This is a genomic window from Rhodococcus sp. MTM3W5.2 (assembly GCF_001984015.1).
GTDB lineage: Bacteria > Actinomycetota > Actinomycetes > Mycobacteriales > Mycobacteriaceae > Rhodococcus_G > Rhodococcus_G oryzae.
The window spans coordinates 3739389-3763346 of record NZ_CP019572.1; the positions used below are offsets into that span (position 1 = coordinate 3739389).

19 protein-coding genes, 1 tRNA gene and 2 pseudogenes are annotated in these 23958 nt (G+C 70.6%); 6 read left to right on the top strand and 16 right to left on the bottom strand.

All coding sequences use genetic code 11. The annotated features are described in order from the left end of the window. Positions 1–75: 75 nt before the first annotated feature. The gene (locus BTZ20_RS17120) at positions 76–492 is read right to left on the bottom strand and encodes a holo-ACP synthase (RefSeq protein ID WP_077042191.1); all 417 of its coding nucleotides are present in this window, start codon (positions 490–492) and stop codon (positions 76–78) included. Then, complete coding sequence (locus BTZ20_RS17125) at positions 492–9821, bottom strand: type I polyketide synthase (RefSeq protein WP_077042192.1); 9330 nt, start codon at positions 9819–9821, stop codon at positions 492–494. Before BTZ20_RS17125 ends, BTZ20_RS17120 begins: the two co-directional genes overlap by 1 nt. A 588-nt stretch (positions 9822–10409) precedes the next feature. Between BTZ20_RS17125 and BTZ20_RS17130 the strand changes: the two genes are divergently transcribed. Continuing rightward, entirely contained in the window at positions 10410–10925 is a 516-nt protein-coding gene (locus tag BTZ20_RS17130) for a hypothetical protein (RefSeq protein ID WP_077042193.1), read from the top strand. Positions 10926–10991: 66 nt separating this feature from the next. Here BTZ20_RS17130 and BTZ20_RS17135 read toward each other — a convergent pair whose 3' ends face one another. Beyond that, complete coding sequence (locus BTZ20_RS17135) at positions 10992–12491, bottom strand: MFS transporter (RefSeq protein WP_411269079.1); 1500 nt, start codon at positions 12489–12491, stop codon at positions 10992–10994. Between the two features lie 141 nt (positions 12492–12632). Between BTZ20_RS17135 and BTZ20_RS17140 the strand changes: the two genes are divergently transcribed. Both BTZ20_RS17140 and BTZ20_RS17145 read left to right on the top strand, forming a co-directional pair. Beyond that, positions 12633–13259, top strand: a complete 627-nt coding sequence (locus BTZ20_RS17140; RefSeq protein ID WP_077042195.1) for a TetR/AcrR family transcriptional regulator — start codon at positions 12633–12635, stop codon at positions 13257–13259. A 13-nt stretch (positions 13260–13272) separates the two neighbouring features. Then, a tRNA-Leu gene (locus BTZ20_RS17145) sits at positions 13273–13356 on the top strand. A 90-nt stretch (positions 13357–13446) separates the two neighbouring features. On the opposite strand, the gene BTZ20_RS17150 is transcribed toward BTZ20_RS17145, so the two are convergent. From BTZ20_RS17150 to BTZ20_RS17170, 5 genes are all read right to left on the bottom strand, one after another. After that, positions 13447–13809 carry a hypothetical protein gene (locus BTZ20_RS17150; protein WP_145982327.1) on the bottom strand — a complete coding sequence of 121 codons (363 nt, stop codon included), beginning with the start codon at positions 13807–13809 and terminating at the stop codon, positions 13447–13449. Between the two features lie 42 nt (positions 13810–13851). Further along, complete coding sequence (locus BTZ20_RS17155) at positions 13852–14247, bottom strand: hypothetical protein (RefSeq protein WP_077042197.1); 396 nt, start codon at positions 14245–14247, stop codon at positions 13852–13854. Between the two features lie 87 nt (positions 14248–14334). Further along, a complete protein-coding gene (locus BTZ20_RS17160) occupies positions 14335–14979 on the bottom strand; it encodes a DNA alkylation repair protein (RefSeq protein WP_077043784.1) in 645 nt (214 codons plus the stop codon). Between the two features lie 14 nt (positions 14980–14993). Beyond that, a complete protein-coding gene (locus BTZ20_RS17165; RefSeq protein ID WP_077042198.1) occupies positions 14994–15386 on the bottom strand; it encodes a VOC family protein in 393 nt (130 codons plus the stop codon). After that, positions 15383–15667 carry an ArsR/SmtB family transcription factor gene (locus tag BTZ20_RS17170; RefSeq protein ID WP_077042199.1) on the bottom strand — a complete coding sequence of 95 codons (285 nt, stop codon included), beginning with the start codon at positions 15665–15667 and terminating at the stop codon, positions 15383–15385. Before BTZ20_RS17170 ends, BTZ20_RS17165 begins: the two co-directional genes overlap by 4 nt. Before the next feature lie 279 nt (positions 15668–15946). Here BTZ20_RS17170 and BTZ20_RS17175 point away from each other — a divergent pair, with 279 nt between their 5' ends. From BTZ20_RS17175 to BTZ20_RS17185, 3 genes are all read left to right on the top strand, one after another. Further along, entirely contained in the window at positions 15947–17119 is a 1173-nt protein-coding gene (locus BTZ20_RS17175; RefSeq protein ID WP_189636493.1) for an MFS transporter, read from the top strand. Positions 17120–17207: 88 nt separating this feature from the next. Continuing rightward, positions 17208–17603 carry a transcriptional regulator gene (locus BTZ20_RS17180; RefSeq protein ID WP_077043785.1) on the top strand — a complete coding sequence of 132 codons (396 nt, stop codon included), beginning with the start codon at positions 17208–17210 and terminating at the stop codon, positions 17601–17603. After that, positions 17600–17959, top strand: coding sequence for a DUF3817 domain-containing protein (locus tag BTZ20_RS17185; protein WP_077042201.1), 360 nt, complete (start codon positions 17600–17602; stop codon positions 17957–17959). Before BTZ20_RS17180 ends, BTZ20_RS17185 begins: the two co-directional genes overlap by 4 nt. Before the next feature lie 243 nt (positions 17960–18202). Here BTZ20_RS17185 and rdgB read toward each other — a convergent pair. The 8 genes and pseudogenes from rdgB to BTZ20_RS17225 all read right to left on the bottom strand — a co-directional run bounded on the left by rdgB (position 18203) and on the right by BTZ20_RS17225 (position 23947). Beyond that, positions 18203–18819, bottom strand: a pseudogene (rdgB, locus tag BTZ20_RS17190) (RdgB/HAM1 family non-canonical purine NTP pyrophosphatase). After that, complete coding sequence (gene rph, locus BTZ20_RS17195; RefSeq protein WP_027499784.1) at positions 18812–19600, bottom strand: ribonuclease PH; 789 nt, start codon at positions 19598–19600, stop codon at positions 18812–18814. The pseudogene rdgB and the gene rph overlap by 8 nt, the downstream one beginning before the upstream one ends. Before the next feature lie 26 nt (positions 19601–19626). Continuing rightward, positions 19627–20385 carry a cyclic nucleotide-degrading phosphodiesterase gene (locus BTZ20_RS17200; protein WP_077043786.1) on the bottom strand — a complete coding sequence of 253 codons (759 nt, stop codon included), beginning with the start codon at positions 20383–20385 and terminating at the stop codon, positions 19627–19629. Positions 20386–20492: 107 nt separating this feature from the next. Next, on the bottom strand, positions 20493–21158 hold the full coding sequence (locus BTZ20_RS17205; protein ID WP_083742721.1) for a rhomboid family intramembrane serine protease: 666 nt from the start codon (positions 21156–21158) through the stop codon (positions 20493–20495). Positions 21159–21173: 15 nt separating this feature from the next. Further along, positions 21174–22136 (bottom strand): PLP-dependent cysteine synthase family protein, encoded by a 963-nt coding sequence (locus BTZ20_RS17210; RefSeq protein WP_077042202.1) that lies wholly within the window; start codon positions 22134–22136, stop codon positions 21174–21176. Positions 22137–22142: 6 nt separating this feature from the next. Further along, positions 22143–22415 (bottom strand): MoaD/ThiS family protein, encoded by a 273-nt coding sequence (locus tag BTZ20_RS17215; RefSeq protein ID WP_077042203.1) that lies wholly within the window; start codon positions 22413–22415, stop codon positions 22143–22145. Beyond that, positions 22363–22857, bottom strand: a complete 495-nt coding sequence (locus tag BTZ20_RS17220; RefSeq protein ID WP_077042204.1) for a Mov34/MPN/PAD-1 family protein — start codon at positions 22855–22857, stop codon at positions 22363–22365. The genes BTZ20_RS17215 and BTZ20_RS17220 overlap by 53 nt, the downstream gene beginning before the upstream one ends. Positions 22858–22884: 27 nt before the next feature. Further along, positions 22885–23947: pseudogene (locus BTZ20_RS17225) on the bottom strand (P1 family peptidase). Between the last annotated feature and the right edge of the window lie 11 nt (positions 23948–23958).

A 23958-nucleotide genomic window follows, 5' to 3' on the forward strand; every position in this document is an offset into this window, starting at 1 on the left:
AGGCCGCCGAACAGAAACGAGGCCGGCCCGCGGATCGCTCCGCGGGCCGGCCTCGTCAATCCGTCGTCCGTTCGCCTAGTCGGCGACCGGCACCACCAGGTCGGGTTCCTCGATGACGACCATGGCGCCTGCCATGTCGCCGTCGTGGGTCAGCGACAGGTGGATGATGGCGCCGGGCAGGAACTCCGCGGCCTCGTCGTGCAGCTTGATGCTCGGCCTGCCCCACGCGTCGTTGACCACCTCGATCTGCGCGTAGGCGTTGTCACCCACTGACGGCGGACGGGCGAACCGGGACGACGCCCATGCCTTGATCACCGCCTCCTTCGCCGCCCAGCGCACCGCGTAGTGGCGGGCCGGGTCGGGGCTCTTGGACTCCGCGTAGCGGCGCTCCCCCGGCCGGAAGCTGGACAGCATGGCCGTTCCCGGACGGTTCATCTGCTCCGCGAACTCGGTGACGGTGACCAGGTCGTATCCGATTCCCAGGATGGCCATCACTGGCACCCCGGCAATCCGGATCGGTAGACATCGTCGGCACCGAGCCGGGCCTGCTCGTGCAGCAGCACGTCCGCCTCGAGCTGACGAGCCGCCTTCGCGGGCACCGCATCCCCGCCGAAGCGACGGTCCGCGGGCCGCTCGTACAGGTCCGCTCCCCCGCACATCGCCGACGCGAGTCGACGCTGCCCGGCGATCGTGCGCTCCTGAGCCTTCGCCAGGTAGTCCGCACGCGCGGCCGCCGGGATCGACTCGACGAACGCCTGCGGGTGTACCACCGCGATCAGGCCGGACACGTGACCGAAGCCGAGGCTGGTCAGCAGGCCCGCCCGGAGCGGGAGCCGCTCGCCGAAGCGAAGCGGTTCGCGCGGCCAGACCAGGTGCGAGAACTCGGTCATCTTCTCGTCCACGCAGTCCAGGCTGCGGTTCGGCGGGATGACGCCCTTGGCGAGCACCTGGCACAGGCCGATCAGCTGGAACGCCGCGGCGCCACCCTTCGCGTGCCCGGTCAGGCTCTTCTGCGAGACCACGAACAGCGGGGCCCCCGCGCTGCGACCCAGCGCCGCCCCGAGCCGCTCATGCAGCTCGGCCTCGTTCGGATCGTTTGCGGCCGTGGAGGTGTCGTGCTTGGACACCACGGAGATGTCGTCCGCGGTGACACCGAGCGCGTTGAGCGAGAGCGCCAGCTGCGAGTCCTGGCCGCCGCGTCCGGCACCGAGCGCGCCGATCCCGGGGGCCGGGATGGAGGTGTGCACGCCGTCGGCGAACGAGCCGGCCCACGCGACCACACCGAGCACCGGCAGTCCCATCTCCAGCGCCAGGTCGCCCCGCGCCAGCAGGATGGTGCCGCCGCCAGCGGATTCGACGAACCCGCCGCGCCGACGATCGTTGGCGCGCGAGAACCGACGCTCGTCGATCCCCTTCGCCAGCATGTCCTCCGACTTCGCCGTCGCGGACATGTCGCCGAAGCCGACGATGCCCTCGATGCCGAGATCGTCGAACCCGCCCGCGACCACCAGCTGCGCCTTGCCCAGCCGGATCTTGTCGACGCCCTCCTCGACGGACACCGCCGCCGTGGCGCAGGCCGCGACCGGGTGCACCATCGCGCCGTAGCCGCCGACGTAGGACTGGACGACGTGCGCCGCGATGACGTTCGGCAGGGCCTCCTGCAGGATGTCGTTCGCGCGGGACTCGCCCAGCAGGGTGTCGATGTAGAGCGAGCGCATGGACGTCATGCCGCCCATGCCTGTGCCCTGGGTGTTCGCCACCGCGGAGGGGTGCACCCAGCGCAGCAGCTCCGACGGGGTGAAGCCACCGGTGAGGAACGCGTCCACCGTGGTGACCAGGTTCCACAGGCCGACCCGGTCGACCGATCCGGCCATGTCCGCGGGGATGCCCCACTTGGTGACGTCGAATCCGGTCGGGATCTGCCCGCCCACCGTGCGGGTGAGCTTCGCCTTGCGCGGCACCCGGATCTCGGTGCCGGCCCGACGGGTGACCTGCCAGTCGCCGCTGTCAGGCACGGCCGCAGCGACGGTGTGCTCGGGGTCGGACTCGACGAAGGCCCTGGCCTCCGCCTCGCTGCCGACCACGAAGGTGAGGTCCTTGTCGAGGAACACGGAGGTCAGCAGCGGGGCCGTGTTGTCCACCATGGCGCCCTCGTCCCCGTAGGTGCGGATGCCGCACCTCTCGACGACGGTGTCGTGGTAGCGCTCGGCGATCTCCGCCTCCGGCACGAGTTCACCGGTCTCGGTGTCGTACCAGCCCGCGACCGGGTCGCTCTCCCAGGTGACCAGACCGGTGTTCCATGCCAGCTCGAGAACGCCTGCCGCCGAGAGCTGCTCGTCGACCTCCATCTCGAAGCGGGTACGGGACGAGCCGTAGGGTCCGAGCTCACCGGCACCGACGATGACCACCAGGTCGGACGGATTCACGTCCAACTCGGGCCACGACGGCGCGGCCGGGGCGTCCCCGATCCGCGGCGGCGCGGGCAGCGCGTCGACGGTGTCGGCCGTGTCCTCCTCGGGCTCCTCGGCCGCCGCCTTCTCGGCGTCGGCCGCCTCGCGGGCAAGGGCCACCAGGTCGAGGTCGACCTCCGCCAGACCGCCGGTCAGGTCCAGCTGGACCGGCGCGGCGGCGGCCGCGGTGACGGTCTCCTTGGTGCAGGCGGCCAGCAGCTGCTCGGCCATCTCGTCGGTGGACCAGGTGCGCACACCCTTGGCCTCGACGGCCTCGACCATCGGGTCGTTGCCGCCCATCAGCCCGGTGCCGCGCACCCAGCCGATCAGCGCGTGCACGAGGGTGACGCGCTCGGCCCAGGTCCGCTCCGCGTTCCAGCGCATGACGACCGCGTCGAGCGCGGCCTTCGACTCGCCGTAGGCGCCGTCGCCACCGAACAGGCCCCGGTTCGGGGAGCCCGGCAGCACCACGTGCAGGTGGGTGTCGACGTCGCGGTCGTAGCCGATCCTCGACAGCCCGCCGATCAGCCGCTCGACAGACCACAGCAGGACCCGCATCTCCATCTCGGCGCGGGCGCCCGCGTCGGAGAGCTCGCCGCCGACCCGGGGCGCGGCGAACGGGAAGAGCATCGTCGGGGTGACGGCCTCCTTGACCAGCTTCTTGGCTCCGCCGGCGGTCTCCGTCTGCTCCTCACCGATCCAGGAGATCAGCGCGTCGACATCCGCGTAGGACGCCATGTTGGCGGGCACCACCCAGAGGGCTGCGCCGGCACGGGCGTTGGCGCGGTACAGCTTCCGGTAGAAGCCGAGCCGCTCGGAGTCCAGGCGCGAGGTGGTCACGAAGACCGTCGCGCCGCCGCGCAGCAGGCCACCGGCGACCGAGGCCGCGATGGACCCCTTGCTGGCGCCGGTCACGACCGCGACCTGGTCGGCCCAGACGCCGGGCTCGTCATCGGTGACGGCCGCCGCCGCGGCGATGTCGGCGTACACCTGGACGAGTTCCTCACGGCCCTCGGCCTCGGCGCGCTGACGCCACCAATCCGCATGCGCGGCCACGGCACTGCCTGCGCCGGTGAAGTCCGCCTCGGTCACGGAGACCACGGTCGCGTGGTCGCCGATCCACAGCCGGGCCAGGTCCTCGCGGGCGGTCGCCCACCGGTCGTCGATCAGGACGGCCTTGCGTGCGTCGAAGGCCGGCGCGACCAGACGCGGCCAGTCCGAGCCCAGCTCCGCGGACACCAGGTCCACCAGCGCGGAGTCGGTGTCGGCCGGGCCGGAGGCGACCTCGTCCGACAGTCCGAGCTGCTCGAGCACCAGCCGGGCCGCGGAGGCGAGCACGCCGTTGCGGCCGGTGATGTGCTCGGTGAACTCGCCGAGCGCGGCCGCGTCCACGGTGCCGCCTGCCCCGCCGCCGGTGGCGGGCAGCGACACGGCGACGCCCCGACGGGAGGCGACGGACTGGACGGCGGCGTCGATCACCGCGTCCACTGCGGCGCCGTCGGAGAGAGCGCCCTCGTGCAGGCCGCCGAGCGCCCCGCCGCGAACACTCGACCCGTCACGGGTGCCGAGCGCCACCTCGGCGGTGACGTGGCTGGCCCAGCCGGATCCGAGCTCCCACACCTTCGCGACCCGCTCCGCGATCGCGGCGGGACGACGGCCCGAGGGTCCGAACACCTTGCGCAGGTGGTCGTTCACCGAGTCGGTGAGCACCGGACCGAACGGCTTGTAGGTGCGGGCCAGCTTGTTGACGGTGACCGCGAGCGAGCCCATGTCGGCATCCGCCGCGCCGTCGATGGCGCCGAGGGACAGCTCCGCGCCGAGGTCGACGAGCAGCTGGTTGCGGCGCGAGGACACACCGTCGCAGAGCGCCTCGATGGTGTCGACGGGGCCGATCTGGTCGGGACGCAGCTTGGTCCACAGTCCGATGAGCACGGCGGTGGCGTCCGAGGCCGAGAACGCGATGTCGTCCGGACGCGGGCCGCCGGTGGCCGCCGCCGGGGCGGCGACGGGTGCGGGCGCCGCCGCGGCGGCGGGTGCCTCCGAGGCCGCTTCCGCCACCGGCGCAGCCACATTCCCCGTCGCTTCGCTCGCCTCGTCGTCCTCGACGGGCGCCGGGTCGGTGTCGGTCGAGAAGACGATGCCCGCCTCGCGCTCGATGTTGAGCACCTCGACCGGGTTGCCGAAACGACCGGGCAGCTTGAGGGTCTGCGAGGCCAGGTTCGCCACGGTGGGCACCGCGCCGAGACCGATCTCGACGAAGCGCTCGACCCCGAGGCCGCCGTCGGCCTCGTCGCCGAAGAGCAGGTCCTGCGTCTCGATCCACCGGACCGGGCTGGCGAACTGCCAGGCCAGCAGCTCGGCGAGAACCACGCGGGTCAGCGCGGACGGGTCGGCGGCGTGCGCATCGAAGTCGGCGAGCACCGTGGCCAGCTGCTCCGAGGGCACCAGATCGGCGATCTCCTGCACGAACTCACGCTCGAGCGAGAAGGGCTTCGGCACCAGGTTCGGGATGTACCGCCCGATCAGGATCGCGGGATCGATTTCCTGCGGCAGCAGCGCGAGCAGCCGTTCGCGGAAGTCGTCCACGCCGCCGCGCAGCACGGTGGAGTGGAACGGCACGTCGATGCCGGGGATCTGGATGTAGGCCCGCTTGCCGCCGAAAGCCTCACGGCGGGTGTCGATCTCGACCTCGAGCGCGTCCAGACCGGCGACGGTGCCCGCGATCGCGTACTGCGAGCCGCGCAGGTTCAGGTTCACGATCTCGAGGAACTCACCGGTCTCCGAGGCGACGCCCGCCACGAACTCCGCGAGGTCCTCGTCGGCGACGCCGATCTGCGACGGCCGGATCGCGGCCAGACGGTAGTTCGAGCGGCCCGCCTCGTCGCGGGGCACAAGGGCGTGCATCGCGGACCCGCGCTGGAACACGACCTCGAGCACTGCCTCGAGCGGCAGCACCCCGGCGACCGCCGCGAGCGCGTTGTACTCGCCGACCGAGTGACCGGCCAGCAGCGAGTCCTCCACGAAGGCGCCTGCCTCGCGCAGCTCGGCCACCTGGGCGACACCGAGCACGGCCATGGCGACCTGGGTGAACTGGGTCAGGTGCAGCACACCGTCCGGGTGCTTGTGGGTGACCCCGCGTGCCTTGAGGGCGGTCGGGTTGTCGCGGACCACGGCCAGGATCGAGAAGCCGAGCGCCTCGCGGGTGTGCTTGTCGGCGCGGTCCCAGATCTCCCGCGCGGCCTTGGACCGGGCGCGGGCGTCGAGGCCCATGCCGGGGCGCTGGATGCCCTGACCGGGGAAGGCGTACACGGTCTTCGGCGCGGCGGTGCGGCCGGAGGCGACCATCACCAGGTCGCCGTCCACCCGGCAGCCGACCTCGATGACCTCGGCGCCGCCGTCGTAGGCGACGCGGTCGACGCGGACGTCGATCTCGGCGCCGGGGCGGACCATGCCGAGGAAGCGGGCGGTCCACGCGGTCAGCCTGCGCGGCGGCACGACCGCCGACGGGTCGATGGCGGTGACGACCTGCTGGGCGGCGGCCGAGAGCCACATGCCGTGCACGATCGGGCTGCCGAGCCCGGCGAGTAGCGCGGCCGCGTCGGAGGTGTGGATCGGGTTGTGGTCGCCCGAGACGCCCGCGAAGGCGCCCATGTGCCGCGGCGCGACGATCGTGGCCTGGCGGCGACGGCGACGCGGGGTGTCGGTGACCGCGTCGGTCAGCGAACCTCCTGCGCGGGCCGGGTCGGCCAGCTCACCGGCACCGGTGCGACCGCGGATCGCGAAGCGCTCCACCAGCTTTGCGAAGGTCGGCGCGGCGGTGCCGTGCTCGCGCATGGCCCCCACCTCGACGTGCACCTCGACGACGCGACCCATGTCGGTGTCGACGACGGCGACGGACTCGGCCTTCACGGTGAGCACGCTGGTCTCGGTCGGGATCGCCCCGACGAGGTCAACGGCGTGGTCGAGGTGGACCAGGTCGAGCATGCCCTCGATGACGTGCGCGCCCTCGGCCGTGGTGGCGGCGCCGAGCACCGCGAACACGGCGGGCCAGCAGGCACCGACGACGACGTCCGGCACCGCGCTGGCGCCGATGGCGAGCGACTCGGGCAGCCCGGCACCGGTGACGCCCGCGTGGTCGGCGACCCGGTCGGGCACCCAGGCGAGGTTGACGCGCGCCACACCGTTCTTGACGGCGGGCAGGTCCTGGCCTGCCGCGACCCCGAGCAGCGCCGACATGGCGGCCTCGGCGTCCGCCGCGGTCACCACCGGGGCGCCGCCGTCGCGGGTCGAGGCGGGCACGGTGATCCGGATCCGCACGGCGCGGTCGGCGAGCAGCGGAACGGTCAGCTCGGCATGCTCGGCGTCCACCACGTTCAGGGTGGCACCGGTCCTGGCGTGCGTGGCGCTGTCGCCGTCGACCGTCCAGTCGGCCAGGTCACCGAGACGGTGCACGGGGTTGCGGGTCAGGCGCGAGGCCCACAGCACGTCGGGCGCGGACAGCACGACGCCGAGCAGGCCTCGGGCCGTTGCCGCGTGCCTGCGGCTCGCGACGGCGGTCGGCGCGGCACCTGCGGCCAGCAGCTCGTCGGTGGTGGCGCGCTCGAAGCGGTCGAGCAGGTCGCCGACCGGCTCGTCCACCTCGGTGATGCCCGCGACGGCGACGGTGCCCGGGATGATGCACACCTGGTCGGCGGTGTAGCGCGGATCGTGCGCCTGCCACAGGGAATCCGAACGCCACCAGCGGCGGACGTCCTTGTCGATGACCGGCACGAAGTTGACCGGCTTGCCCGGGGTCTTGCACAGGGCGGTGAAGAACGGCACGTCGGCCGGGTGCAGCACGACGGAGCCCGCGTCCGGGTAGGCGGCCTTGAGGGCGCACAGCGCGGCCTCGGGGCGCTCGAGGACCAGCTCGTCGTTGAACAGGGTCCGGATCGGGCCGCGGTCGTTGCGGTGCAGCCGGGCCTCGGCGCGGCGCAGCATCTCGGCGAAGCGGTCGCGCCAGGTGCCGTCGAGCCAGACCGACTCGGTCGCGTCGGCGTACGCCTCCGCCCAGTCGGTGCCGCAGTCGAACGTCTTGGCCGAGTCGATCCCGACGGCCAGCTCCAGGTAGCGGCGCAGCCAGCGCTCGTAGGTCATGGTGGCGACGTCGCCGAAGTACGGCTTGGCCGTGATGTCGAGCGCGGCGATGATCTCGTCGCGGCGCTCTGCGACGGCGTCGGCGTCACCGGCGACCTCGTCGAGCAGGCGGCCGGTGCGCGAGGCGGCGTTGTCGATCTCGTGGATATCGGCGCCGAGCTGGCTGCGGCCGGAGGCCATGCCGCCGGTCGCGGTGCCCGCCCCGACCCAGTCGGCGGTGCCGGGGGTGTCCACCAGCAGCTGCTTCACGTCAGGCGCGGTGGTGGCCTCGAGCGTCGCCATGGCGGCGGTGCCCACGAGGATGCCGTCGACCGGCATCGCCGGGTAGCCGGCCTCGGTGGACCAGCGTCCGGTCAGGTAGTCGGCTGCCCGCTCGGGGGTGCCGATGCCGCCGCCGACGCAGATCACCAGGTTCGGCCGGGCACGCAGCTCGGCGTAGGTGGTGACGAGCAGGTCGTCGAGGTCCTCCCAGGAGTGGTGCCCGCCTGCCTTGCCGCCCTCGATGTGCACGATCACCGGGAAGTCGGGGACCTCGTTGGCGATCCGGATGACCGAGCGGATCTGGGCGACCGTGCCGGGCTTGAACGCGACGTGGCCGATGCCGACCTCGGACAGCTCCTCGATCAGCGCGACGGCCTCGTCCAGCTCGGGGATGCCCGCCGTGACGATGACGCCGTCGATCGGGGCGCCCGCTGAGCGCGCCCGCTGCACCAGCCGCTTGCCGCCGAGCTGGAGCTTCCACAGGTACGGGTCCAGGAACAGCGAGTTGAACTGGACCGCGCGGCCCGGCTCGAGCAGGGTCTGCAGCTCGGCGACCCGGTCGGTGAAGATCTTCTCGGTGACCTGGCCACCGCCTGCCAGCTCGGCCCAGTGGCCGGCGTTGGCCGCCGCGGCGACGATCTTCGCGTCGACGGTGGTCGGGGTCATGCCTGCGAGCAGGATCGGCGAGCGCCCGGTCAGCCGGGTGAACGCGGTCTCGACGCCGACCTTGCCGTCGGGCAGCGAGACCAGGGTCGGCTTGAACTCGCTCCAGGCCTTCGCCACCTCGGGCGCCGCGCCCGGGGTGATGAGGTGGCGCTGGCCCACGCGCGTGGACGCCGCGACGATGCCGACGCCGTGCCCGCGCAGCGAACCGGCCGTCATGCGGGTGAGCAGGTCGCCGGGGCCGAGGTCAAGGACCCAGGCCGCGCCCGCGTCGACCACGGAGTCGACGGCCGCGACCCAGTCGACGGGGTCGACGAGGCAGAGGCTGGCCAGCTTGCTGGCGAGCTCGGGGTCGAGTCCGCAGCGGACGGCCCATGCGCCGACCGTGTCGACGGCATCCGCGAGCGCCGGGTGGTGGAAGCCGATCTCCACCGCGAGCGGCTCGAAGACCGGTGAGAACACGGCGCCGCCGCGCTTCTTGGCGTCGCGCTCGCGCGCCTCGTCCTCGGCGATCTGCTCGGCCCGCTGCTGGACGCGGGCCAGCTGCGCCGGGGTGCCGGAGACCACGACGCGACGGCGGCCGTTGCGGATGGCCATCACGGCGGCGCGCTCGGCGTCGACGCCCGCGGCGACCTCGTCCACGATGGCCTGGATGCGATCCGGGTCCACATCGGAGATGGCGAGCATGGGGGCGCGCTCGGCGCCGCCGATGACGCCGCGACGGCGGCCGACCAGGACCGCGGCCGCGCCGATCAGCTGCGCGATGGCCAGGAGGGAGCCGTCGGTGGCGCCGCCGTCGGCGACGGCCTGCACGCCGAGCATCCCCTGCGAGTGGCCGATCACGGCGACCGGCGCGTGCTGGGCGGGGTCGAGGCCCTGCAGGCGCAGCGACCGCAGGGACGCGAGCTGCGCGAGGAAGACGCCGGGCAGCGAGACCGAGGCGGAGGTGAGCGCCGCGGCGGACGGACCGGCCGGGGTCACGTCCTCGTCCACGACGTCCTGCTCGAGGATCCAGCCGATGGGGTCGAAGCCCGCGGGCCGGACCACGAGCAGGTCCTGCGCGACGGGCGCGAGGAGGGCGGCCGCCTCGTTGACGAGGTCGGTCATGTCGGGCTCGAGGCCGTTGTCGCGGATCAGCTCCTCGAGGGGGGCCAGCCATGCCGCGCCCTGGCCGCCGAACGCGAGGGCGTACGGCTCACCGGCCACGAGCCGATCGCGCAGCGCGGACTTCGGAGACCCGGCGCGCGCAGAGATTCGCGACCCTCCGGTGCCGCTTCCCTTACCCACGGGCGTGCTCTCGTCGATCGTCACGATTGACTGTCCTCTCCTGGTCGATGCCCACCGAGATCTCGGGCCACACGCGGCCATCGGCAGGCCACGGACGGATCTTCGGGGACGCGATCAGGCTCGCACAGAATGGTGAGGATTTCCTCACGTTTGCGACCTGGACAAGCGTTCTACCAGGTAGTAGGCGTGACGCAGGTCACAATTAGGCTTCACAAGTGACTCGCGGGTAAGGAGAGAACGCGCTGGCCGGACCGAAAACGGCCCGGCGCAAAACCTGAGGAACCCCTCATATTGATCGTTACCAACTCGTTATCAGCGGCTCCGCCGCCCGTGCGCGAGTTGCACCCCGATGGGGGTGAAAAGCGCGCACGGTTCCGACTACCCCGACAGCCCGCCGAGTCGCCGCGCGAGGGCCTGCGTATGGCAGATTCAGATCTTCACAATGACGCCAGCGGACGCGGCTTTCGTCGACCCCCGACCGGCGCCCTGCCGGCATGCGGTGATTGCGCCGAGCGGCCGGCCCTCCCCGATCCGTCGGTTTCACGCCCAGGGCAAGTAAAGATCGATACTGTCTGGTCTGTTTCAGCCACGATCACGTCGGAGGACCCTTACATGCGCTTGACCTCTCGCGCTGCACTCATTGCGGCGGTTTCGATCCCGCTGGCCGTTGTGGCCCCCACGCAGGCGTCGGCGGCCTCGGCAGGCGACGTCACCTTCGCCTACACGGTGAACGGATCGACGGTGACCAACACGATCACCAACAACTCGGGCGCCACGCAGGCGTGCACGACTGCGGTGACGCCTGCGCCGGGCTGGGTGTTGCCGCCGGCCGCCGACGTCTTCGTCGACCAACCGTTCCTGTACACCACTGACGCGGTCGATCCCGGCACGGTGACACACACCGTGACGGACATCCCCGACGGCACCTATGTCGTATGGGCCGCCTGCGGCCTCGGCACCGGCCCCACCACCTTCTGGATATCGGACTACCCAGGCCTTACGGACTACATGACGCGCTTCCCTGACCGCACCGTATTCCCCGTGCAACAGAAGGCGACAGTCGTCACCCTCCCCCGCCTCGAGGGCTCCGGCAGCCTCGCGGACATCGGTGCGATCTTCGGGAGCTGACACGCAGCCGGCGCGCTATCCACACCGAAGGCCCGAACCGATCCCGGTGCGGGCCTTCGGTTTACGTCACACCCGAATCACGGCCTCCGCCTCACCCGACGCCGGTTCCCCCGGTGCCTCGACGAAGTCGCGGGACCGGATGAGCAGCAGCGTCGCGACCGCCGCCAGCGCCGCGGTCGCCGAACCGATCAGCAGGATGCCATCGAGCGCCTCCGCGTATCCGGTGCCGGCGGCCTGCGCCGCGAGCCCACGGAGTTCGGGCGGCAGCGAACCGATCGCCGACGCGGTGCTGCCGCTGCTGACCGCGTCCGCGAACTCCCCCGCCCGGCCCGCGAGCGGACCCTCCGACAGGGCCGCTCGTACCGAGTCGTCCATCCGCGAGGCCAGCAGGCTGCCGAGGGCGGCGACGCCGGTCGCGATGCCGACCTGTCGGAACGTCGAGTTGATGCCCGAGGCCATGCCCGCGCGGTCCTGCTCGACCACCCCGACCGCGGTCGAGGCGAGCGGCGGGTTGATGAGCCCGGCGCCCGCTCCCGCAACGAGGAAGCCGGGAACGAACTGGGTCCAGCTGCCGGCCGGGTCGACGTCGCGCATCAGCCACAGTCCGGCCGCGACCAATACGAACCCGGGGCCAATCAGCCAGCGCACCGGGACCACGTCGCTGAGCCGGCCTGCCACCCCCGCGGTCACGAAGATCGCCAGGGTCAGCGGCAGGAACCGCAGCCCAGTCTCGACGGCCGAGTAGCCCTGGATGCCCTGCAGGAAGATCACCAGATAGGTCAGCAGCGAGAACAGCGAGGCGGAGATGGCCCACGCGGCGATCAACCCGCCACCGAAGGTCGGCACCCGCAGCAGGCTGAGGTCCAACATCGGTGCGGCCGAAGTCTTTTCGATGACGACGAAGGCCACGAGAAGGACCACGGAGGCCACCAGCGAACCGGCCACCGTGACCGACCCCCAGCCGTCGACGTGGCTGCGGATCAGCCCGAACACCAGCGCGCCCAGCGCGGTACTGAACGTCACGCAGCCCGCCCAGTCCACCCGGTGCGCGGTCGGCGCCCGCGACTCGTCCACCCGCAGCAGCGTCACCGCCAGCGCGGCGATCCCGATCGGGAGGTTGACGAAGAAGATCCACCGCCAGGACAGCCCGCTCGTGAGCGCCCCGCCGAGCACCGGACCCACCGCGACCGCCACACCGGTGACAGCGCCGAACACGCCGAAGGCGACGCCCCGCTCGCGCGGTGCGAACGCGGCCGCCAGCAACGCGAGGGACGTCGCGAACATGATCGCGCCCCCCACGCCCTGAATGGCGCGCGAGACGGACAGCAGCACCAGCGAGCCGGCCACCCCGCAGAGCAGCGATCCCACGGTGAACACGACGAGGCCGACCGCGAAGACCAGCCGCCTGCCGTACTTGTCCGCGATCGTTCCCGCGGTGAGCAGGAAGGCCGCGAGGGTGAGCGCGTAGGCGTCGATCACCCACTGCAGATCGGTGAGCGAGGCGCCGAACTCGCGCTGGATGTCGGGCAGCGCGACATTCACGATCGTCACGTCGAGCAAGAGCATGAACACCCCTGTGCATACGGCAATCAGGGTCCACCATTTCCGAGCCATGACCCACCCCTTTCCTGAGTGTGTACTCAAAAATAACATCATTTCTGAGCATTGGCTCAAGAATCTTTTCGCGCCCGGTAGGCTCGGCTCACCATGACCACCGCACCCGCCCCGCGCCGCGGCAGGCCACCCTCCGGCGGCCGCGAGGAGATCCTGTCCGCCACCCTCGCTGTGCTGCGCGAACGCGGCGTCGCGAAGCTGACCACCCGTGAGGTCGCGAGGCGGGCCGGGGTGTCCGAGGGCAGCATCTACTACCACTTCACGGACCGTTTCGGCCTGCTGCTGGCGGTGTTCGAGCGGGGGCTGCGCCCGCTGGCCGACCTCAATCAGCGCGGGTTCGCCGGGCCCGACCTGCGCGCCACGCTTGCCGCGTTCATGGCGGCGGTCGAGGCGTTCCTGGACCCGGCGATGGATGTGCTCACCGCGGCACAGTCCGATGCCGAGCTGCGCGAGGCGCTCGGAACGCACATGCGGGACAACGACCTCGGCCCGCATCGCGGGATCACGATGATGGGCGCCTACCTCGAGCAGCAGCAGCGCCTCGGCGTCGTGCGCGCCGACGTCGATCCGGAGACGGTCGCCTACACGCTCGTCAGCGGCTGTTTCATGCGCGCCTCACAGGAGCGGATGGTCGGCCACACGCTCGGGGTCGCCTCACGCGAGCAACAGCTGGACATGCTCATGACGCTGCTCGCGCCCACCGAGGACGCCGTGAAGTAGTCTGTTTCGGCACGCGCGAGTGGCGGAATTGGCAGACGCGCCAGGTTTAGGTCCTGGTGTCTCAGGACGTGGGGGTTCAAGTCCCCCTCGCGCACCATGGCAGTTTGACGAACGGCAACGAACGAGGTCACGACCCACAAGGGGTCGTGACCTCGTTCTCATGATCCGTCGCCGAGAGCGGTTTCAGTCAGTGTTCACCGGTGTACAAGTGGCAAGCGACCGACCAGGCGACACAATCGGCGGGCACCGTTCCCGGTTCGCGACCGCATACAGTGTGCGCGGCAAGGATGGGTTCGAACGCAGCCCGCAACGGACCGATGTCGTCATCGTCGAGCGCCCACCACAACTGCGTTCCGTCCGTCTCGCCGACATGCGCAGGTGAGACCGCACTCGTCCACTCGGCCGCGAGATCGCCCAGCATGCTGCGGTCGTCGCTTCCCGCGCCGGCCCCCTCGTCGAGCACATCGAGCCCGGCCGCACACAACGCAGACACCACCTCGTGCACGGCACCACTCAGGCCGAACAGACTCACTACCATCACCGCGACCACGCGACACGCTCCCACCCAGACTGCGTGCCAGGCGATCTGCACTCAGCCGGCAGCATTGGTCTCGAGATCGTCGATGCGGCTCTTCAGTCGCTCGATCGTCATGCGCACACTCCAGATGAGTTCGACGAGACTTTCTTGCATGACGGGAATGTCCATGATGTCGGACAACTGGCGCCACAACGCCATCGTGGATTTTCGATGGGAATCGTATGCGGCCTGGAGCGCCACCAACTGGACCTCTGCGGGGACTTTCTCTCTCACGTCCGGCCCGTACGGCGGCGGTTCCTGTCCGTGCCAGGGCGACCACTTCGATCGGGCCTGCTCCTCGGTCATCTTCGCCAGGGTTTCCAGCACCGTGCGGCACGCCGCGGGTGAGGACAGGATCGCGTCAAGGCATCGGTGGTAGTCCGGCGGCACCATCTGCTTGTGTTCCGACATCGGCTATCGCTCCCGTGTACTCCGTCCGGAGACGAAGAGAGCGACTGTACACATCCAGACGCGCGAAACGACCACTAGCACCGGACATCACTGGACGCGCTGTCGGCGCACCATCTCGTTGATCCAGGCGGGAGCGAACGGCGACGTGCAGTTCGGCGGCGTCGGGTAGTCCTTGAGCACCTCCAGGCGCTCACCGATGTCGATCGCCCGGGCACGGAACTCGGCGTGCTCGATCCCGATCTGGGCCAGGCAGTGGTTCATCGCCCACTGCAGGCGATCCGGGGCGTCTGCCATCTCCGCCTCGATGATGTCGAGCAGGCCCGCGAAGTCGAGACCCTCGGGCTTCTTCGCCACGCGTTCGGTCGTCAGTGCCCAGCCGGCACTCGCGACGACGGGATCCGGATCGGCGAACCAGGCCAGGCGCAGCTCCTCGGAGTGCGGGTTCTTCTTCACCACATAGTTCACGAGCCAGTCGTGCACCTTGGGGGCGCGCGCGTCGCGCAACATCGCGTCCAACTCGTCGCGGCCGAATGCCTTCGGGCGGCAGATCAGGATCGCCAGCAGTCTCGCCGCGGTGTCCCCTGTCGCCCAGAGCTGGCGCGAGAGTTCCTCCTGCGTCTTCAGCCGCTTCGCGATCGCGCGCAGTTTGCCGAGGTTCACCCCGTGATCGTCACCGTGCTTCTCGTTCACCGCGCGCGCCTTCGGGTCCTCGAGCGCGGCGAGTTCGGCCATCACCTCGGCCAGGGTCACGTCGACTTCTCCGTGATGATCTGGATGAGGTTGCCGCACGTGTCGTCGAAGACGGCCACGACCGCGGTCCCGATGTCGGTCGGCGGTTGCGTGAACACCACGCCCCGTCCTGTCAGCCGGGCATGTTCGGCCTCGACATCGTCGACGGCGAACTGCGCGAGCGGAATACCGTCCTCGGCGAGCGCATCCCGATACGGCTTCACCGCAGGATGGCGCGCCGGCTCCAGCAGGAGTTGCGGGCCGTCGGGTGATTCGGGCGAGACGACCGTGAGCCACGAGTCGTCGCCGAGGGGAATGTCGTGGTGCTTCGTGAAGCCGAGCACATCGGTATAGAAGGCGAGGGCTGCTCGCTGGTCGTCGACGAACAGACTCGTCAGATTGATTCTCATTGATCGTCACTCTCTCGGACAGGCCATCGTCTGCTGATCTCGGCGAGTGGCTCGGAATTGAAGTAATGAAATTTGGATCGTCCACGTCGCTCCGACACGACCAGGCCCGCCGACTCGAGCACGCCGAGGTGCTGAGAAATCGCCTGACGCGTGAGCCCGAGACCATGCCGCACCGTGAGCAGGGAACAGATCTCGAACAGCGTCTGGCCGTCGCTCGCCGCCAGTTCGTCGAGGATGACACGCCTCGTCTCGTCGTCCAGAGCACGGTAGACGTTGACCACGACCCCACCATAGGCAAGTCAGTGCTTGCATATCAAGGCGTACCGGAGACCTCGAGGCCTCGCCGGTCCTGGGCATTCGAAACTCCGCCCTTAAGTCACATTTATATAACGTCACCTACCGCACACTCGGCCCATTCGCCATACTCCGTTGCGGTGTCGAGCGCGGCACCGCCGAATCGAAGCGGGAGATGCCGAATGACAGCCGTTGGTGCCGAAGGGCTCGAAGTCAGTCAATCGGATCTGGGTGGGTCACCGCGGGCGTTTCCCGCCCGACTGGCGATGGCGAACCTGGGACTCTTCCTCTCCGTGCTGACGCCGGTGGTGGTCACGCTCCAACTGCGCGTCGAGCACCTCGATCCCGCTCAGAAGGAGAACACCCTCGGACTGGTACTCGGCGTCGGCGCATTCCTCGCGCTGATCGGGAACCCGCTCGCCGGTCGCCTCTCCGATCGGACGTCCTCACGTTTCGGTCGGCGCAGGCCGTGGCTGATCGGCGGCGCCGTGGTGGGCACGGCAGGCCTGACGATCGTGGCGTTCGCGCCGTCGATTCCGGTGCTGCTGGTCGGATGGTGCCTGGCACAGCTGGCCTTCAACGGGGTCATGGCCGCACTGACGGCGACCATCCCCGATCACGTTCCCCCCGCCCAACGAGGATTGGCCTCGGGCGCAATGGGATTCAGTCAGATGCTGGCGCTCATCGTCGGCGTCGGGCTGGTCACCGTTGTGCCGGGGACCGCGAAGATCCTGGTGCCCGCCGTGGTCGGCCTGATCCTGATCACCGCCTTCGCGGTCACCCTCCCCGATCCGCAGGCGCCCGCCCCCCGCGATCGGTTCTCCCTGCGGATGTTCGCGGGCAGCTTCTGGGTCAATCCGCGGCTCCACCCGGACTTCGGATACGCCTGGCTCACCCGGTTCCTGGTCATGCTCGGCGTCTCGATGCCGATGACGTTCCTGTTGTTCTTCCTGCAGGATCGGCTCGACCTCTCCACGGACGAGGCAGCCACCGCACTCGCGACCCTGGTCGGCGTCAGCTACACCTGCACGGCGATCGCCGCTGCCCTCGGCGGCTACATCTCGGACCGGGCGGCACGCCGCAAGGCCTTCGTGATCGGGTCGGCACTCATGCTGTCGGCCGGACTCGCGGTCCTGGCCATCGCGGACAGCTTCGCGATGGTGATGGTCGCCGAGCTCCTTCTCGGGATAGGCACCGGGTTGTTCTTCGCGGTGGACATGGCGCTGGTCACCGAGGTGCTCCCCGACCCGAAGACCGCGGCGAAGGACCTCGGCGTCATCAACATCGCGAACACGCTGCCGCAGTCGCTGGCGCCTGCCATCGCGCCGCTGATCCTGGCCGTGGGGCCCGACAAGAACTATCCGCTGCTCTTCACCTTCGCCGCGATCAGCGCGTTGATCGGGGCCCTGCTGGTCACCCGGATCAAGGGAGTCGCCTGATCATCGCCGACAGCGGGGCCCCGTGAGGGTGATCCACGCCTCGCAGGCTCCGTACCGGCGGCTCCGCCGGCTCGGGTACCGTCGTTGTGTGGCCAGTTCACCCTCCCGTCGCAGACCAGCGCTGATTCTGTTCGTCGTCATCGCTGCGGCCGGGTGTCTCGCTCTCGGCTGGTGGCAGTGGACCCGTTTCGAGGCCGTCGGCGGTACCGGGCAGAACCTGGGTTATGCATTCCAGTGGCCGCTGTTCGCGGCGTTCGTGGTGTACGCCTATCGGCGGTTCGTGCAGCTCGAGGACCGTGACCCGTCCGAGGACGCGGCCTCGGCCTCCGAGGTCCGCGAGATCCCCGCCGACGTGCTGCCCACGCGCACCCGGTCGGGCGACCAGAAGCTGGATGCGGACAACCCGGACGACGAAGCCCACCAGGCGTACAACAACTACCTCGCGCAGCTCAGAGCCGGCGAGGCCGATAGGAGCAGCACGTGAGCACGGCCCCCGACGAGACCGTCACCGCGACGCCCGTTCGCGACACCAAGAAGATCGCCTCGGCGCTGCTGCGCTACCGCGTCCTCGCCTACGCCACCGGCATCTGGCTGCTCGTGCTCACCGCGGAGATGGTCGCGAAGTACGTGTTCAAGGTGGACAACCTGCCGAGCTGGATCGCGATCGTGCACGGCTGGGTCTACTTCGTCTACCTGATCCTGACCATGGATCTCGCGGTGAAGGTGCGCTGGCCCGTCGGCCGGACCATCGGCACCCTGCTCGCGGGCACCGTCCCGTTCCTGTCGTTCTTCGTCGAGCACTGGCGCACCCAGCAGGTCAAGCGCGACTTCGGCGTCTGATCGCCCGGCGGCGAACCGCTAGGACCCGCCACCGCCCATGATCACGGGCTGACCCGTCAGGTAGGCGATCAGATACGTGATCCAGCCCTGCGGCGTCACGGGAATCATCATCGGCGACATCTGCACGTCCTCACAGCGATGGTCGGGGCGCAGGCCGCCCCGCTGGCCCGTCGAGTGTGCACCTTCCGACGCATCGCCCGAAAGGGGACGCGCGGAACTGCACAGTCGACGGGCGGCCGGAACCTAGCTGCCGGCCAGCGCGGCGATCGCGGGCACCAGTTGCGCCAGCGCCCGGCCGCGGTGCGAGGCCGCGTCCTTCTCTTCGGGGGTCAGCTGCGCCGCCGAGCGCGACTCCCCTCCGGCACGAACACCGGGTCGTACCCGAATCCGCCGTCGCCGCGGGGCTCCCTGGCGATGGCGCCGGGCCACGTTCCGCGCACCACCGACTCCTCGCCGCCGGGCACCACGAGGGCGCAGGCGGAGACGAAGGCCGCGCCCCTGCGCTCGTCCGGCACGTCGGACAGCTGCGCGAGCACCAGCGCGGTGTTCGCCGCGTCGTCACCGTGCCCACCCGACCACCGCGCCGACAGCACCCCCGGCATCGCGTTCAGCGCGTCCACCTCGAGCCCCGAATCGTCAGCGATGCACGGCAGCCCGGTGGCCGCGGCGCCGTCGCGGGCCTTGGCCAGCGCGTTGCCCTCGAAGCTCGTCTCGGTCTCCGGCGCCTCCGGGAACGGCGGCACCTCGTCGAGGCCGACGAGGTCGATGCCGCTTACCCCGGCCGCCTCGAGCACGCGCCGAAGCTCCTTGAGCTTCTTCGCGTTTCGGCTCGCGACGAGAAGTCGAACGGCCTCAGGCACCGAACTTCTTCTTCGCCGCCTCGGGCTCCTTCGGCTCGGGCAGCTCACCCGGGTACGGCAGCGCGAGCGCCTGCTTCTGCACCTCGAACAGCTGCTCGCAGCCGGCCAGTGCCGAGTCGAGGAGCTTGTCCAGCGTGGTGCGCGGGAAGGTCGCGCCCTCTCCGGTGCCCTGCACCTCGACGAGCGTGCCGGTGTCCGTCGCGACGACGTTCATGTCGACCTCGGCGCGCGAATCCTCCTCGTAGGGCAGGTCGAGCCGAACCCGGCCGTCGACGACGCCGACGCTGACCGCGGCGATCGCGCAGGACAGCGGCTGCGGGTCGGCCAGCCGGCCTGCCGCGCGCAGGTAGGTGACGGCGTCCGCCAGCGCGACATAGGCGCCGGTGATCGCGGCGGTCCTGGTGCCGCCGTCGGCCTGCAGCACGTCGCAGTCGATGGCGATGGTGTTCTCGCCGATCGCGGCGAGGTCGATGCAGGCGCGCAGCGAGCGGCCGACCAGCCTGCTGATCTCCTGGGTGCGCCCGCCGACCTTGCCCTTGACCGACTCGCGGCCGCTGCGGGTGTGGGTCGCGGCTGGCAGCATCGCGTACTCGGCGGTCAGCCAGCCGAGGCCGGAGCCCTTGCGCCAGCGCGGCACGCCCTCCTCGACGCTCGCGGTGCACATCACGCGGGTGCCACCGAATTCGACGAGAACCGATCCGGCCGGATGGCTCGTGAAGCCCCGGGTGATCCGTACCTCGCGGAGTTCGTCGTCCGCCCTGCCATCCAGTCGTCTGCTCACGGGCGCAAGCCTAGACGTCCCGCGACTCAGATCTCGAAGACGTCCCCGGGCGAGACGGCGTGAACGGGTCCGGAGAACTCGGCCTTGGCCTCGGCGATGACGTCCTCGCGGGAGGTCCACGGCGGGATGTGCGTGAGCAGCAGCTCGCCGACCCCGGCCCTGGCCGCGACCTGTCCGGCCTCGGTGCCGGAGAGGTGGATGCCCTTCGGACGGTCGGGGTGGTGGGTCCAGGAGGCCTCGGCCAGCAGCACATTCGCGCCGCGGGACAGCTCGACCACCTCGTCGCACATCCCGGTGTCGCCGGTGTAGACGAGGGTCCGGCCCGCGGGATCGCTGATCCGCAACCCGTACGCCTCCGGCGGATGGAACACCCGGCGCGAGGTGACGGTGAGCGCGCCGTGGCTCATGGAGCCGCCGTCGGTGAAGGCGCGCAGGTCGATCGTGTCGGAGATGTCGTCGTACTCGCCTCCGCACTCCGAGGACGCGGCGCCGATCCGGCAGGCGGTGTCCGTCGGTCCGCAGACGACGGCCCGGCCGGCAGGGGGATTGGGGTGGTACCGACGCCACACCAGCAGCCCCGGCAGGTCGAGGCAGTGATCCGCATGCAGGTGGGTCAGGAAGATCGACACCTGACCGGGGTCGGCGTAACGCTGCAGCGCTCCGAGCACGCCGGGGCCGAAGTCGAGGACCGCCGGCGGGGTGTCCGGAGCGGTCAAGAGGTAGCCCGAGGCGGGCGAGTCGGGACCCCCGACGCTGCCCGAACAACCCAGGACGGTGATGCGCATGTTTCCCATGCTGCCACGACCACCTGATCCGGAAAAAGCTTCGGGTGGAATCGAGACCAAACGCGGCCCCGTAGTCCGCTGCGCCGGGCGTCACACCTGCGCGTTCGCTACCGGTTCAACGCCTTCGCCTCGCGCGCCTTGCGGACGTCGGAGGCCAGCACCCAGGCGGCGACGACGCCGCCGATCGCGCCGAACAGGTGCCCTTCCCATGAGATCCCGGGCTGGCCGGGCAGCACGCCCCACAGCGCCCCGCCGTAGATCACCAGCACGACCAGCCCGAGGGCCATCTGCCCGAAATGCCTGGCGAAGATGCCGCGGGTGATCAGGTAGGTCAGCCAGCCGAACACCAGCACCGAGGCGCCGAGATGGTTGTTCACGGAGCCGAAAAGCCACACGCCGACACCGCCGATCACCCAGATGATGCCGGTGGCCGCGAGCCCGCGTCCGATGCCCGACAGCATGACCAGGAACCCGAGCACCAGCAGCGGGATGGTGTTCGCGACCAGGTGTGCCCACCCGCCGTGCAGTACCGGCGCGAAGACGATCCCCCACAGGCCGTCGACGGTCCGCGGCTGGATGCCACCGTTGTCGAGGCTGCCCTTGACGAGCATGTCGATGAACTCGAGGACGTACAGCCCGACCACGAAGCCGCCGATGACCGCGGCCGCCTGCTGCCACATCGGGCGCTCGGCCGCCTGCCTCGTCGCGGGCGGGTTCGACGGCACCGACAGAGCGGGGTTGGTGTACTTGAACGGGTCACCCGGGGTGCTCATCCGAACCTCTTTCCGTCACGCCCACAGCTGCCCCTCCAGGGCCGCCTCCGCATCCTCGAGGGTACCGGCGTACGCACCGGTGGACAGATACTTCCAGCCGCCGTCGGCCACGATGAAGGCGATGTCGGCGCGGGTGCCTGCCTTGACCGCCTTTGCCGCGACCCCGAGCGCCGCGTGCAGGACTGCCCCGGTCGAGACGCCCGCGAAGATGCCCTCCCGCTCGATCAGTTCCCTCGTCCGCCGCACCGCGTCGAACGGGCCGACCGAGAACCTCGAGGTGAGCACCGACTCGTCGTACAGCTCGGGGATGAAGCCCTCGTCGATGTTGCGCAGGCCGTAGACCAGTTCGCCGTAGCGCGGCTCGGCGGCCACGATCTCGATCCCCTGGACGTGTTCGCGCAGAAAGCGTCCCGTGCCCATCAGGGTGCCGGTGGTGCCGAGGCCCGCCACGAAATGAGTGATCTCCGGCAGGTCGCGCAGCAGCTCCGGTCCGGTGCCCTCGTAGTGCGCGGCCGGGTTCGCCGGGTTTCCGTACTGGTAGAGCATCACCCACTCGGGGTGCTCCGCGGCGATCGCCTTCGCCCGCGCCACTGCCTCGTTGGAGCCGCCGCGTGCGGGCGAGTCGATGATCTCGGCCCCGAACATGGTCAGCAGCTGCCTGCGCTCGATCGAGGTGTTCTCCGGCATCACGCAGATCAGCCGGTACCCCTTGAGCTTGGCGGCCATCGCCAGCGAGATCCCGGTGTTGCCGCTGGTCGGCTCCAGGATGGTGGCGCCGGGCGTGAGCAGTCCGTCCCGCTCGGCCTGCTCGATCATCCGCAGCGCGGGTCGATCCTTCACCGAGCCGGTGGGATTGCGATCCTCCAGCTTGGCCCACAGCCGCACCGGCGCCTCGCCGGTCCAGCGTGGGGACAGGTGCGGCAGCCCGACCAGCGGTGTGTCGCCCAGGGTCTCGATCAGCGAGTCGTACCGGGCCACCGCGGATCAGCCTCCGGCGACGGCGGGCAGGATGGTGACCGAGTCCCCGTCGGCCACCTCGGTGTCGAGTCCACCGGAGAAGCGCACGTCCTCGTCGTTGACGTACACGTTGACGAACCGGTGCAGCTTGCCGTCGTTGATCAGCCGGTCCTTGAGCCCGGCATGGTTGGCCTCGAGGTCGTCGATGACCGCGGCCAGGGTGGAACCCGTTGCCGGCACCCGCTTCTCACCGTCGGTGTGGTTGCGGAGGATGGTGGGGATGGAAACGATGACGGCCATCGGGGCTCCTAGTGGGGTTCTGTGCGTACGGGTAGCTCGGCACCACGTCGACCGGTTCCTCGGTGACCACGCCGTCGACGATCCGGTAGCTGCGCAGCTCGTGCGTGTCCGGATCACGGGTGGAGATCAGCACATAGTGCGCGTCGGGTTCGGAGGCGAAGGAGATGTCGGTGCGACTGGGATAGGCCTCGGTCGCGGTGTGCGAGTGATAGATGACCACCGGCGCCTCGTCGGCCGCCTCCATCGCACGCCACAGCCGCAACTGCTCACCGGAGTCGAAGCGGTAGAAGGTCGGCGAGCGCTCGGCGTTGATCATCGGGACGTGCCGCAGTGGCTGATCGCTGCCCTCGGGGCCGGCGATGATGCCGCAGGCTTCATCGGGATGATCGGCACGAGCGTGCGCGACCATCGCCTCGACGAGGTCGGATCTGATCACCAACACCTGCGCCTCCCGATGTGTTCGCCCAGCTTAGACGTCGAATGCTGACGGAAACAGCTCCCGATAGCTCGGTATTCCCGCGACCGGCGTTGCCGCGAGGACGGCGCCGACGATCGCCCGCGACACCGCGTCCGCCGCGGCCGCGCACACCGCGTCGAGCAGCGCCAGCTCCGCGGGGAAGGCGGCGGGCATCGGGACCGGGGCGGCCGCGGGCGCCCTGGTGCCGGTCGCGAGGGCGAACAGCGTGTCCCCGTCGAGCGGCGAGTGCGCGGGCCGGATCGCCCGGGCCAGGCCGTCGTGGCCCGCGACGGCGACCCGCCTGCAGCCGGCCTTGCTCAGCGCGGCATCGGTCGCCACCACCCCGATCGTGGTGTTCAGGACGGTGCCCTTCTGCCCGAGCTCGATCGCCGCGGCCAACTCGGCGGCATCCGGGACCCTCAGGCCCCAGCTCGCTGCCTCGGCCACCCCGACCCCCACGGCAGACCGGTGCCCGGATCGAACACGGAGCCAACGGGATTGGCGACGATCAGCGCCGCGACCGTGACGCCCTCGGCCGCCCCGGCACCGAGCACGAGGCTGGCGGTGCCGACGCCGCCCTTGAGCACCCCCGCACGCGCCCCGACCCCGGCGCCAACCGATCCGACCGCGAACTTCTCGGCCGCCGCCTCCGCCGCGAGGAAGCCGTGATCCGCGGTCGGCCGCACCGACCAGTCCCCCACCGGCAGGTCGAAGATCACCGCACCCGGCACGATCGGGACGACGTGACCGTCGGCGTCCATCGGGATCCCGCGGCCGTGCTCCTCTAGCCAGCGCATCACCCCGTCCGCGGCGGCAAGCCCGTAGGCGCTGCCCCGGTCAGCAGCACCGCGTCCGCCTGCTGGACGGTGTGGCTCGGATCGAGCAGGTCGGTCTCGCGGGTGCCGGGTCCGCCACCTCGCACATCGACGGACGCGGTGGCGCCGCCGGGCGCAAGCACCACGGTGCAGCCCGTCGCCCGGCCGGATCCGAGTCCGGCGTCCCGATCCAGCTCGTGGTGGTGCCCGACCAGCAGGCCCTCCACATCGGCAAGCGAGTTCCGCGGCCCCGTGCGCACCCCCGCGCCCG

Coding starts and splice junctions, on each gene's coding strand:
- BTZ20_RS17175 (WP_189636493.1), top strand. CDS start 15,947: ATGGCGAACCTGGGACTCTTCCTCTCCGTGCTGACGCCGGTGGTGGTC.
- BTZ20_RS17135 (WP_411269079.1), bottom strand. CDS start 12,491: ATGCTCTTGCTCGACGTGACGATCGTGAATGTCGCGCTGCCCGACATC.
- BTZ20_RS17215 (WP_077042203.1), bottom strand. CDS start 22,415: ATGGCCGTCATCGTTTCCATCCCCACCATCCTCCGCAACCACACCGAC.
- BTZ20_RS17165 (WP_077042198.1), bottom strand. CDS start 15,386: ATGAGAATCAATCTGACGAGTCTGTTCGTCGACGACCAGCGAGCAGCC.
- BTZ20_RS17160 (WP_077043784.1), bottom strand. CDS start 14,979: ATGGCCGAACTCGCCGCGCTCGAGGACCCGAAGGCGCGCGCGGTGAAC.
- BTZ20_RS17140 (WP_077042195.1), top strand. CDS start 12,633: ATGACCACCGCACCCGCCCCGCGCCGCGGCAGGCCACCCTCCGGCGGC.
- BTZ20_RS17205 (WP_083742721.1), bottom strand. CDS start 21,158: ATGAGCACCCCGGGTGACCCGTTCAAGTACACCAACCCCGCTCTGTCG.
- BTZ20_RS17120 (WP_077042191.1), bottom strand. CDS start 492: ATGGCCATCCTGGGAATCGGATACGACCTGGTCACCGTCACCGAGTTC.
- BTZ20_RS17200 (WP_077043786.1), bottom strand. CDS start 20,385: ATGCGCATCACCGTCCTGGGTTGTTCGGGCAGCGTCGGGGGTCCCGAC.
- BTZ20_RS17155 (WP_077042197.1), bottom strand. CDS start 14,247: ATGTCGGAACACAAGCAGATGGTGCCGCCGGACTACCACCGATGCCTT.
- BTZ20_RS17130 (WP_077042193.1), top strand. CDS start 10,410: ATGCGCTTGACCTCTCGCGCTGCACTCATTGCGGCGGTTTCGATCCCG.